Annotated in this window: 8 protein-coding genes; 7 read left to right on the plus strand and 1 reads right to left on the minus strand. The window is 63.4% G+C overall.

Translation table 11 applies throughout. The annotated features are described in order from the left end of the window. Positions 1-3: 3 nt before the first annotated feature. From CKW29_RS09685 to CKW29_RS09700, 4 genes are all read left to right on the plus strand, one after another. Positions 4-1,341 (plus strand): DUF1329 domain-containing protein, encoded by a 1,338-nt coding sequence (locus tag CKW29_RS09685; RefSeq protein ID WP_095143351.1) that lies wholly within the window; start codon positions 4-6, stop codon positions 1,339-1,341. Between the two features lie 179 nt (positions 1,342-1,520). Then, positions 1,521-2,876, plus strand: coding sequence for a DUF1254 domain-containing protein (locus CKW29_RS09690; RefSeq protein ID WP_095143352.1), 1,356 nt, complete (start codon positions 1,521-1,523; stop codon positions 2,874-2,876). A 3-nt stretch (positions 2,877-2,879) separates the two neighbouring features. Continuing rightward, entirely contained in the window at positions 2,880-4,280 is a 1,401-nt protein-coding gene (locus tag CKW29_RS09695) for a DUF1254 domain-containing protein (protein WP_095148323.1), read from the plus strand. 214 nt (positions 4,281-4,494) lie between these two features. Further along, positions 4,495-5,973 carry a S41 family peptidase gene (locus tag CKW29_RS09700; RefSeq protein WP_095148324.1) on the plus strand — a complete coding sequence of 493 codons (1,479 nt, stop codon included), beginning with the start codon at positions 4,495-4,497 and terminating at the stop codon, positions 5,971-5,973. A gap of 58 nt (positions 5,974-6,031) precedes the next feature. Here the strand turns inward: CKW29_RS09700 and CKW29_RS09705 are convergent, their stop codons facing one another. Further along, positions 6,032-8,005 carry an alkyl/aryl-sulfatase gene (locus CKW29_RS09705; RefSeq protein WP_095148325.1) on the minus strand — a complete coding sequence of 658 codons (1,974 nt, stop codon included), beginning with the start codon at positions 8,003-8,005 and terminating at the stop codon, positions 6,032-6,034. 152 nt (positions 8,006-8,157) lie between these two features. Here CKW29_RS09705 and CKW29_RS09710 point away from each other — a divergent pair, with 152 nt between their 5' ends. Genes CKW29_RS09710 through CKW29_RS09720 form a run of 3 tightly spaced genes read left to right on the plus strand, consistent with a single transcriptional unit; the run spans position 8,158 to position 12,366 of the window. After that, positions 8,158-8,829 (plus strand): ABC transporter ATP-binding protein, encoded by a 672-nt coding sequence (locus CKW29_RS09710; RefSeq protein WP_095148326.1) that lies wholly within the window; start codon positions 8,158-8,160, stop codon positions 8,827-8,829. Continuing rightward, positions 8,826-11,303: an FtsX-like permease family protein gene (locus CKW29_RS09715; RefSeq protein WP_095143357.1), complete on the plus strand. Its 2,478-nt coding sequence runs from the start codon at positions 8,826-8,828 to the stop codon at positions 11,301-11,303. Before CKW29_RS09710 ends, CKW29_RS09715 begins: the two co-directional genes overlap by 4 nt. After that, positions 11,293-12,366 carry a lipocalin-like domain-containing protein gene (locus CKW29_RS09720; protein WP_095143358.1) on the plus strand — a complete coding sequence of 358 codons (1,074 nt, stop codon included), beginning with the start codon at positions 11,293-11,295 and terminating at the stop codon, positions 12,364-12,366. The genes CKW29_RS09715 and CKW29_RS09720 overlap by 11 nt, the downstream gene beginning before the upstream one ends. The last annotated feature ends 5 nt before the right edge of the window (positions 12,367-12,371 follow it).

Consider the following 12,371-nt stretch of genomic DNA (forward strand, 5'->3'; position numbering starts at 1 on the left):
GTGATGCGTATGCAAATTTGTGTGCTGGCCCTGGCCTGCGCGGCGAGCCTGGCGCACGCCAAAGGTACCGATTCAGCCGCCCTAGGCAAGACCCTGACGCCCATGGGCTCGGAAATCGCGGCCAATGCCGACGGCAGCATCCCGGCCTGGACCGGCGGCCTGACCAGTTCCGCCGGCAAGGTCGACAGCAAGGGCGGTTACAGCGACCCCTATGCCAATGAAAAGCCGCTGTTCACCATCACCGCGCAGAACGTGGCGCAGTACCAGAAGTTCCTCAGCCCCGGGCAGGTTGCGTTGTTCAAGCGCTTTCCCGACACCTACAAGATGAACATCTACCCGACCCACCGCAGCGCCAACCTGCCTAAAACGGTGCTCGATCAGAGTCGTGAAAACGTCGCCAAGACCAGCATGGCCGACGGCGGCAACGGGCTGCATGACTATGTTCACGGCATTCCGTTCCCGCTGCCCACTGAAGGTCTCGAGGTGATGTGGAACCACATGACCCGCTATCGCGGCGGCAGCTACGAGCGCATCAGCAGCTCGGCGCTGGTCCGTGAAAACGGTGCCACCAGCTACGTGCGCAACCAGTCGTTGATCAACTTCGCCGACACCATCAGCGGTCTTGAACCGGCTTCCAACACCCTGTTCATGTTCAAGAGCCGTGTGCTGGAGCCGGCGCGCCTGTCCGGTGAAGCGGTGCTGGTGCACGAGCCGATCGACCAGGTGGCCGAGCCGCGTTCGGCCTGGCAGTACTTGCCGGGGCAGCGTCGGGTGCGTCGTGCGCCGATGATCGCCTACGACAACAGCGCCCGTTACAGCAACGGCCTGATCACCGCCGACAACATCGACGGCTACAACGGTGCGCCGGACCGTTTCGACTGGAAGCTGGTGGGCAAACAAGAGCTGTACATCCCCTACAACAGCTACAAGATCGGCAGCCACGAGCTCAAGTACGACGCGGTGATCAAGCCCAACCATGTCAACCAGGACCTGGCCCGTTACGAGAAGCACCGGGTCTGGGTGGTGGAGGCGACGCTCAAGCCCAACGCCCGGCACATCTATGCCAAACGCCGCTTCTATGTGGACGAGGACAGCTGGCAGATCGCGCAAGCGGACCAGTACGACAGCCGCGGCGAACTGTGGCGCAGCGGTGAACTGCATGCAATCCAGCACTACGACCACGGCTTCACCTACAACGTGCTGGAAACCTCCTATGACCTGATCGCCGGGCGCTACTACGCCGGTGGCCTGGCCAACGAAGAGGTCGAGCCGATGCGTGTCGGCTTCGCCGCCAAGACCGACGACTACACCCCGTCGGACCTGCGGCGCTGGGCCAAGTAAGCCGTCCCTTGCATGGTGCCCACTGCCGCCCCTTGTAGGAGCGAGCTTGCTCGCGATGAACTCAAGAGCGACGCGTTTATTCAGAAAACACGCGTCATCGTTAACGCCCATCGCGAGCTAGCTCGCTCCTACAAAGCGGGCACTGGGCGCCGCTTTCATTGCTGTCAGGAGACATTGCCATGCGCCACTGGATAACCGCATTAGCCTTGGGGCTCGGCGCGAGCGCCGTACAGGCCACCAGCCTCGATCAACAGCAGGCCCGGGCCCTGGCCCAGGAAGCCTATGTGTTTGCCTTCGCCACCGGCGAGCACAATAAAGTGCTCAGCGCCATCGCCGCCAGGCTGCCGTTCAATGTGTTGTACAGCGAGCCACGCTTGCTGGGGCCGCAGGACGACAAAGTGGTGTCGCCGAACAACGACACCTTCTACTCCCGCGCCTTGCTCGACCTGCGTGGCGAGCCGCAGGTGCTGCAAGTCCCTGAGGTCGAGGGGCGTTACTACAACTTCCAGTTGGTGGACCTGCGCACCGATAACCTCGACTACATCGGCACCCGCGCGACCGGCAGCAAGGCCGGGCGCTACCTGATCGCCGGCCCGGACTGGCAGGGTGAGGTACCGGCCGGTTTCAACGGGGTCATTCGCTCGCCGAGCCGCCTGGTGTTCCTGATCGGGCGCACCGAGGTCAAGGGCGCCGACGATCTCGCGCAGGCAGCGCACGTGCTCAAGGGCTACGCCTTGCAGCCCCTGTCCAGGGTGCTGGGAACCCCGGCACCCGCGGCGCTGCCCACCCTGCAGTTGCCGGCCTATCAGGACAGCAAGCAGGGGCCAGCGGTGGCGTTGTTCGAGCGCTTCAACCACCTCGCCGCGCTGCACCAGTGGACTCCGGTCGAGCAGCAGAAACTGGCGCGCTATGCCGAAATCGGCCTCCAGCCAGGCGTCGGATTCGCGCCGCCGCAAGACCTCAGGGACGCGGTGGCCGAAGGCGCCGAAGCCGGCCGCGAACAGGTGCGAGTTGCCTCCAGCAAGCTGTCCGTGGAGCAGCAAGGCTGGTTCCGCTCGCCGTCCAATGTCGGCAAGTTCGGTGACGATGACCTGACCCGCGCGGCCGTGGCCTGGCGCTACATCTACGCCAACGATCCTGCCGAAGCGTTGTACCCAATGGCACTGCATGACGCCCAGGGCCAGTTGCTCGATGGCAATAAAACCTATCGCCTGCATTTCGCCGCCGGGCAGTTGCCACCGGTGGACGCCTTCTGGTCCCTGACCCTGTACGACGGCAAGAGCCAATTGCTGGTGGCCAACCCGCTGGCGCGTTACTCCCTGGGTGATCGCAGCCCCGACCTGCGATACGACGCCGATGGAGGCCTGACCCTGACCCTGGCGCACCCGACTCCGACGCAGAGCGCCCAGAGCAACTGGCTGCCGACGCCGCAAGGGCCGTTCAACCTGATGTTGCGGTTGTACCTGCCGCAACAGCGGGCACTGGATGGCCGCTACCCGTTACCGACCATCGAAGCCATCAAGGGCGAGGGCTGAACCATGAATGCTCCTTTTAGCCGTCGTCGTCTGCTCGCCGGCATGAGTGTGGCCGGTGCCGCACTGGCATGCCCGGGTTGGTTGCTGGCTGCCAGCCAGGTCAACCCAACTTCTCCCGAGGATATCCAGGCCATCACCCGGGACGCGTGGATCTACGCCTATCCGATGCTGATGCACTACCAGACCCTGGAAAAGCAGGTGCTCGACCCCGGTGCTGCCGAGTACGTCGGCGGCTTCAACCGCTTTCGCCACTACAGCAACCTGTACACACCGAAGAACCGCGAAATTGTCACGCCGAACAATGACACGCCGTACTCCTGGGCCTGGCTGGACCTGCGCAGTGAACCCCAGGTCTTGAGCGTGCCGGCGGTGGCCGAGGACCGTTACTACGTGCACCAGTTGCTGGATCAATACACCCACAACTTTGCCTATGTCGGGGTGCTGAGCACCGGGCGCGAGGCGGGGGACTACCTGATCGCCGGGCCTGGCTGGACGGGCGCAACCCCGGTGGGGATCAAGACCGTGCTGCGCAGTGAAACCGAGATCGTCATGGTGCTGGGTCGCACCGCGCTGAAGAACGCCGAGGACATGCCGGCAGTGCGTGCCTTGCAGCAGCAGTATCGCCTGCGCTCGTTGCACGAGTACGTGGGCACCCCGGCACCCGCAGCGGCACCCACCATCGCGTGGCAGGCGTGGGACAGCAAGACCGGGCTGGGGCCTGGGTTCATCAATCAGTTGAACCAGATCCTCACGCTGTGTCCGGTCCAACCGAGTGAGCAAGCGTTGCGTGAGCGGTTTGCGCGGATCGGTATCGTGCCGGGGCAGGCGTTCGACCTGGCGGCCTTGTCCGCCGAACAGCGCCAGGCGTTGATCGCCGGTATCCAGGAGGCTCAAGCGCAGATGCAGGCCGCCGGGGCCAAGGTCCGCACCACCCTGGGCCTGTTCGGGACGCGGGAGGTGTTGCAGGGCAACTACCTCAACCGTGCATTGGGCGCAGCCATGGGCATCTACGGCAACAGCGTCGAGGAGGCGTTCTACACCGGCGCCAGACAGGACAGCCAGGGCCAACCCTTGCTGGGGGGACGCGACTACCGCCTGCGCTTCGCACCTGGGCAGTTGCCACCGGCCAGCGAGTTCTGGTCGCTGACGCTGTACGACTTGCCGGACCGCCAACTGGTCGACAACCCCATCGACCGTTACTGCCTGAGCAGCCGCGACCGGTTGAAGGCGGATGCCGACGGCGGGCTGACCTTGGTCGTGCAGAGTTCAGCGCCCACCGATGGAGGCAGCAACTGGTTGCCCGCACCGCAACACGGTGCGTTCACCCTGATCCTGCGCCTGTACGGCCCCGAGCGGCAGGTGATCGAGCAGCGCTGGCAGATGCCGGTGGTGGAGGCGGTTTGAATCCGGTTTCACCATCAGGCTGCGTGATCGTTGATCGCGGGAAAGGGGTGGGCGGACCCCTCTTACACGTACTGAGTGGTCTGTAGGAGGGGAGGTTTGCCCGCGATGCCCTCTGGGTTGTCTTCGTCTTGGGGCGAAACTATGATGCGCCGCCGTCACTCCCCTGTTGGACAGGCCATCAATTAGCTAAGGATTGGCTTATGATTTTCCCGCTATGACGGTTACCACCGGCTCATGTTTCTCCACAAACATAAGGTTAATCCTGTGCTCGGTGTTCTTTGTGCCGTCTTTCGCTCTGGCTGAAGAAACCCACACAAAACATTGGCAGGATCTGACGAGCAATGATCTTTATGCGATTCATCAGCTGATAGTCACCGCTCACCCAGGTGCCTTGGACCGTGACAATAAGGATTTTACCGGCTGGGTTGAACAGGGCTATTTAAAAGCCAGTCAGTTGTCAAAACAGGTCAAGTCAAGGAAGGACTCACTGGCTGTCCTCAACTTTTACATTGCCGGTTTCCAGGATGGCCACGTAGGGTTGAGCCCGTCTGATCAGGGTAAGTCTTCCTGGGCAGGTTTCGTTTTGGGCATGCAAGGACAGCGTTTTGTTGTAAAGAATACTTCCAGAAACTGGCCAGTGCCTTTACCACCCGTTGGCTCCGAAGTGGTGGCCTGTGATGACAAACCGGTCCGCGAGACACTGAAAAATGACCTGTCACCCTACATTGATCGCAGGCTGGGTCTGGCGTCGACATGGTTGCACCTGGCTACGCAGTTGACGGTGGATGATGCCCGCTATCCCGTACTGGGCAGAGTCTTGCCAAAAAGCTGCTCAGTGGTGCTCCCGGATGGGGTGCGACAGGACTTCACCCTGCTGTGGCAACAGGACCGCGGGGAACTGGAGTCTTTCCTGCTCCAGCCTCAACCACCACAGGCTCTGCAAGATCTGGGAGGCGGGCGCTATTGGATACACGTATCGAACTTCACGCCATCTGCTGCGGATAATGCGGCCCTCAAAAAAATGCTCGATGCCATCAATCACCTCGGTGACGCCAAGCTGGTGGTGCTCGATACGCGTGGTAATCGCGGGGGCAACAGTCTGGTGGGTGTAGAGATACTGTCTGCGCTGTTAGGTTCGCAAGTGGTCAATAGCGTGGACAAACAGTCTCGCGCCTATGCGATGTGGCGTGTTTCTCCCTTTGCCTATTCCACACTCAGTCATGTTCTGGGCTCCATGGAAGGTGATTATGGGAAAAACAGTGAGGCTTACACATTTGTTTCCGGTTTAACCCGTTCGATGGAACTCGCACTTAGCGAGAGGAAAGATTGGCTGCGGCAACCGAGCAGTTCTTCAATCAATCAAGAGCGTTTTGAAGGATCAAAGGCTCATGGCTTCAAAGGCCAGTTGGCGCTGGTGACCGACTCTTTTTGCGCGAGTGCCTGCCTGGATTTCGCGGACGTTGTTCTCTCTATCCCCGGGGTTGTCCATCTGGGGTTACCTACGAGCGCGGATACGCTTTACATTGATATAGGCGCTCAAACACTGCCCAGTGGCGGCCAGTTCTGGTTGCCGTTAAAAGTATGGCGAGACCGGGCGCGAGCGAATAATCAAAGTTACGATCCGCCCTTTATCTTTGAAGGGGACATTGCTGATACAGCGGCCGTGCAAAAGTGGGTGCTTGAGCGTCTGTGATCGCTACTAGAACGCCGCCAGACCGAACCCGGCCTGGCGGCTTTTTTACCCTCGATGATCAGGGTGTGACGACATTGAACTGCGGGCTGAAGGTGTCCAGGCTGCCCAGCAGCAGGCCCAGTTTCTTGCCGTCGCCCTGCAACTTGACCAGGCCTTTCTGGATGGCCGTCGGGAAGTCCAGTTGCTTGAGGGCGATCTGTTCAAGCGTTGCCTTGTTCATGCTGATGCTCGCGTCGGCCTGGGGATTGCTGCCGCTGCGATGGGTCAGTACGCCGTTGCGCAAGGTCAGGTTGTAGGCCTGGTTCGGGTCGTCGAAGGTCCAGTTCAACGTCAGGTCATGGCCGACGGCTTTTTCGCTATTCAGGCGAATGGCCAGGAAGTCGAAGAACATGTCAGGGGTCAGCGCCCGCACCATGTCCGCCGACACCGAACTGCCGGCAATCGGTGGCACACCGTTGCGCAGTTCCATGGCGGCGGTCAGGTACATGTTGCGCCAGGTGGCGTTCTCGCTCTGGTAACCCAGTTGCTCCAGCGCCTGGGCCTGGGTTTCGCGGCCTTCACTGTTGTCCGGCTCGGCGAACATCAACTGGTTGCCCAGTTGCGTGGCCCAGCGGTAATCGCCCTTGGTCATGGCTTCGCGCATTTTGCCAATCACGGCCGCGCCACCGCCGATGGCCTCGACATAATGCTTGGCGGTTTCCACCGGCGGCAGCGGGTTGAGGTTCGACGGGTTGCCGTCATAGAAGCCCATGTAGCGCTGATACACCGCCCGCGAGTTGTGGCTCAACGAGCCGTAGTAGCTGCGGGTGTACCACTTGTTCTCCAGCTCCCCCGGGAGTTTCTGCATGTTCTGCGCGATCTCCATCGGCGTCAGGCCCTGGTTCAACAGGTGCAGGGTGCGGTCGTTGAGGAAGGCATACATGTCGCGCTGATCGGCGAGGAAGGTACGGATGCGCTCGCCACCCCAGGTCGGCCAGTTGTGCTGGGCAAAGAGTACGTCGGACTTGTCGCCGTAACGCGTCAGGCTGCTGTCCAGGTATTGCGACCAGGCCTTGGCATCGCGCACCGGGGCGCCGCGCGGAGTGAGGATGTTGTGCATCATCTGCGTGGCGTTTTCCGCCATGCACAAGGCCCGCAGCTGCGGCAGGTACAGGTTCATCTCCGACGGTGCTTCGGTGCCCGGGGTCAGCTGGAACTGCACCTCGATGCCGGCGATGGTGCGGGTGTCCAGTTCCTGGCTGATCAGGTCGGTCGGCGGGATCAGGGTGATGGTGCCGCCCGATGGCGTGTTCTTGCCCATGCCGGCGTCCACCTGGCCCTTGTCGCCCCGTGGCAACAGGCTGCCGAACTGGAACTGGGCGCGGCGGCTCATGGCGTTGCCGGCGTAGACGTTCTCGCTCATGACGTGTTCCATGAAGCCTGCCGGCGCGAACACCTTGACCTTGCCGGCCTTGACGTCGGCCTCGTCGATCACCCCGCGCACGCCGCCGAAGTGGTCGACGTGGGTATGGCTGTAGATCACCGCCACCACCGGTTTGTGCGGACGGTTGCGGTAGTACAGGTCCAGCGCCGCCTTGGCGGTTTCAGCCATGGTCAGCGGGTCGATGATGATCAGCCCGTCGTCACCCTCGATGATGGTCATGTTGGCCAGGTCCAGGCCGCGCACCTGATAGAGCCGGGGGCTGACTTCGAACAAACCGGCGTGGGCGCTGAGCTGGGCCAGGCGCCACAGGCTCGGGTTGACGGTGTCGGGGGCCTGGTCCTTGTCGAGGAAGGCGTAGCTCTGCATGTTCCAGATCACCTTGCCGTCGGCGGTCTTGATCGGGTCCGTGAAAGGGGCGATCAGGCCACGGTTGACCGACTCGTAGTCGGTGCGGTCACTGAAGGGCAGTTGCTTGAGGACCGCCGCATTGCTGGCAGCGGTCAAGGGGCTGGCGGCGACGGGGGCTTGGGCGGCGGCGACCGATTGTGCCAGGCAGGCGGTGATCAGGGCGGCCAGCAGGCCGCGATGGGACAGGGTGAATCGAGGCATGGAGTCTCCGTTTTTATCATTATGGCTAGACCAGCCTGGAGCCTAAACGCCAGGCCAGAGACCTCGATAATCGTCAAACGACAAAAACCATGCAGGGCGTGCAAGGCTGTCCGCTATGCTTGGATTCACTGTCTGTGTAGCGAGCGCTGCCCATGCTCGAGGTTCAAGGCGTCTTCAAACGCTACGCCACCGCGCAAGGCCCGCTGGCGGTGTTGCAGGGTGTCGACTTGCAGTTGGCGCCCGGCAGCAGCCTGGCGCTGATGGGCGAGTCGGGCAGTGGCAAAAGCACCTTGCTGCACCTGATTGCCGGGCTGGACAAGGTCGACCAGGGCAGCATCCGCTTGGGCGAACAGCGCCTGGAACGCATGAGTGAAGGCCAACGGGCGCGCTGGCGGCGTACGGAGATCGGCCTGGTGTTCCAGCAGTTCAACCTGATCGGCAGTTTGCGGGTCGAGGACAATCTGGCGTTTCAGGCGCGACTGGCCGGGCGCCATGACCCGGCCTGGCACGGGCAACTGGTGGAACGCCTGGGGCTTGGGGATGTACTGGCGCGCTATCCGGAGCAGTTGTCCGGTGGCCAGCAGCAACGGGTGGCGCTAGGGCGGGCACTGGCGTCGCGGCCACGGTTGCTGTTGGCCGATGAGCCCACCGGCAGTCTCGATGAACACACCAGCGAGCAGGTGCTGGATCTGTTGCTGGAACTGCTTGAGGACAGTCCCACCAGTTTGTTGATGGTCACCCATAGCCCCAGGGTCGCCGCACGCCTGGCGCGCAAGGTGCTGTTGCAGCATGGACGGCTGGTCGATGCCGGCGCGCCGCGATGAGTGTTTTAACCCAGACCCTGCGCGCGCTGCTCAGCCATTGGCGTCAGCATCCGGTGCAGTTCTTCAGTGTGCTGACTGGGCTGTGGCTGGCCACCGGTTTGCTGACTGGGGTCCAGGCGTTGAACAGTCAGGCACGGGACAGCTACGCCCGTGCCAGTCAATTGATCGGCGGCGAACCCCAGCCCAGCTTCAGCGCTCCCAATGGCGCGCCCTTCGCCCAAGCCCTGTTTGTCGAGCTGCGCCTGGCCGGCTGGCCGGTGTCGCCGGTGGTGCAGGGGCGGGTGATGCTCAAGGGGCAGGAAGCGCAGCGCCTGCAACTGATGGGCATCGAGCCCCTGTCACTGCCGACGGGCACGGTCTTGGCCGGACAGCCCCTGGACCTGGCACGGATGGCCGAGTTCGTCAGCCCGCCGGGCCGCACCTGGATTGCTCCGCAAACCCTGCAGGCGCTGGGATTGCGTGAGGGTGATCGAGCGCAGACCACGACGGGGGCCAGTTTGCCGCCGATGCATGCCCAAGCCGACATGGCGCCCGGTGTGCTGTTGATGGACATCGGTGTTGCCCAGCAGGTGCTGGGTCTGGCGCAGCAGCTGTCACGCTTGCTGGTGCCGAAGGCGTTCGTCGCCACCCACCCTCGGCTGCCCGCCGACCTGGCCGGTCAGTTGCAACTGCAACCCGGCGGTGAAGAGCACACCCTGGCGCGGCTCACCGAGAGCTTTCACCTGAACCTCGACGCCCTGGGATTCCTGTCATTCGTTGTCGGTTTGTTCATTGTCCACGCGGCGATTGGCCTGGCACTGGAGCAGCGCCGCGGCCTGTTCAGAACCCTGCGCGCCTGCGGGGTCAGCGCACGGATGCTGATCCTGGGCCTGAGCCTTGAACTGGGCGGGTTGGCCCTGCTCGGCGGGCTGGTCGGGGTGGTCAGCGGCTACTTACTGGCCAGTGTCCTGCTACCGGACGTCGCTGCCAGCCTGCGGGGATTGTACGGCGCCGAAGTGGCGGGGCAGTTGAGCCTCAGCCCCGGGTGGTGGTTGAGCGGCATCGGCCTGAGCTTGTTGGGCGCCGGGCTGGCCGGCGTCAACAGCTTGTTGCGTGCCGCACGCCTGCCGTTGCTGGCGCTGGCGGCCCCGCATGCCTGGCATCAGGCCTATGGGCGCTGGCTGCGGCGCCAAGGATGGGTGGCCGTTGTCATGGCGCTGATCGGCGTGCTCGCGTGGGCGTGGGGGGACAGCCTGACCAGTGGTTTTGTGCTGATGGCGGCCTTGATGCTGGGGGCCGCGTTGAGTTTGCCGGTACTGCTCGATTGGGCGCTGAGTCTGGCCTTGGGTCGCAGCCATTCGGTGCTCGGCCAATGGTTTGTTGCCGATTGCCGTCAGCAGTTGCCGGCCCTGAGCCTGGCCTTGATGGCCCTGCTGCTGGCGCTGGCCGCCAATATCGGGGCGGGCAGCATGACCGCCGGCTTTCGCCAGACCTTCAGCGACTGGTTGGAGCAACGGTTGATCGCCGAGCTGTACATCACCCCCCGCAATCCAGCGCAGGCCCGCGAACTGCAGCCGTGGCTGATGCAGCAGAATCTCGCTGCGGTGCTGCCCAGCTGGCAGGTCGCGGTGACCTTGCAGGGCTGGCCGGCGGACCTTCATGGGGTGATCGATCACGGGACCTATCGCCAGCACTGGCCGTTGCTCGCAGCCCAGGGCGATACCCCCTGGGAGCAGTTGGCGAGCCACGACACGGTGATGATCAGCGAGCAACTGGCGCGCCGACTCAAGCTTCAGTTGGGCGACCGATTGAGCATCCCCACACCGCAAGGCGCCTGGGCGCCGCAGCTGATCGGTATTTATGCCGACTATGGCAATCCCAAAGGGCATCTGCTGGTCAACGACCGACACCTGTTGCACTTCTGGCCACAGCTGACGCCGAGTCGTTTCAACCTGCGCATCGAGCCGGGCCGGATTCCGGCTTTGCTCACGGCGCTGCAAGCGCGCTTTGCCCTGGACGACAGTCGCATCGTCGATCAGGCCCGGCTCAAGGGCTGGTCGGAGCAGGTGTTCGAGCGCACCTTTGCGGCGACGGCCGCCCTCAACAGCCTGACCCTGGGGGTGGCCGGGGTGGCGTTGTTCATCAGCTTGCTGACGCAAAGCCAGAGCCGTCTCGGGCAACTGGCGCCGTTGTGGGCGCTGGGGGTGACCCGCCGGCAATTGATGCTGCTCAACCTCGGACAAACCTGGCTGCTGGCATTGCTCACCCTGGTGTTGGCGCTGCCGTTGGGCATTGCCCTGGCCTGGTGCCTGGACACGGTGATCAACGTGCAGGCGTTCGGCTGGCGCCTGCCGCTGCGGGTCTTCCCGTGGCAATTGGCGCAGTTGATGGGGCTGGCGCTGTTGGCCACCTTGCTGGCCTCGGCCTGGCCGCTCTTCACGCTTTACCGCACGCAACCGGCGGACTTGCTCAGGTGCTTTGGCCATGAGGACTGACAGGTTGCTCGCGGTGGTGTTGCTGGTCTTGGCCGGGTGCGACGATGCCCCCGAGCGCCAGGAGGGGTTCGCCGGGCTGGGTGTTGACGCCGCCGCGTTCCAGCAGGTGACGCCGGGCCGGGTCTTCGGGTTTCCGGCCGATCACGCGGCCCACGATGGATTTCGTGTGGAGTGGTGGTACCTCACCGCCAACCTCAAGGACCCGCAGGGCCGGGCATTCGGTGTGCAATGGACGCTGTTTCGCAATGCCTTGCAAGCCGGCTCGGAGCAGCCCGGATGGGCCAGCCAGGTGATCTGGCTGGGCCACGCGGCGGTGACGTCGGCGACCGTGCACCACGCCGCCGAGCGTTATGCCCGGGGTGGCGTGGGGCAGGCCGGGGTGCAACAGCCACCGTTTGCCGCCTGGATCGACGACTGGCGCCTGAGCTCGCAGACAGGCAGCGATAACCCGTTGGCCGACATGCGCTTGCAGGCCAGCGGTAAAGGCTTCAGCTATCAACTGCGCCTGACCTCCAGCCGGCCAGTGGTGTTGCACGGGGAGCAGGGTTTCAGTCGCAAGTCCGAGCAGGGCCAGGCGTCGTATTACTACAGCCAGCCGTTCTTTGCGGCCAGCGGCAACCTGGAGATCGATGGCACGACCTATCAGGTCAGCGGCCCGGCCTGGCTGGACCGGGAGTGGAGCAGCCAGCCATTGATGGTCGGGCAGAGCGGCTGGGACTGGTTCTCCCTGCACCTGGACAGTGGTGCGCAGTTGATGCTGTTCCGGATTCGCCAGCAGGTTGGCGCTCCCTACGTCACCGGCACTTGGATCAATCCGGACGGCAGCACCCGTACATTGTCCCGGGATGAGATTAACCTCACGCCGTTGACGAGTTCTGAGGTGGCAGGGCGTAGCCTGCCGACACGCTGGTCAGTCAAGGTGCCGGGCCAGGGGCTGGACATCACGGTCGCGGCGCTCAACCCCAAGGCCTGGATGGATTTGCGTATTGCCTATTGGGAAGGGCCGGTGCAGGTCAGTGGCAGTGATACGGGGGTGGGGTACCTGGAAATGACCGGCTATTGAGAGGC

Origin of the sequence: Pseudomonas sp. Irchel s3a18, assembly GCF_900187535.1 — a bacterium.
In the GTDB taxonomy this organism is placed as follows: Bacteria; Pseudomonadota; Gammaproteobacteria; order Pseudomonadales; family Pseudomonadaceae; genus Aquipseudomonas.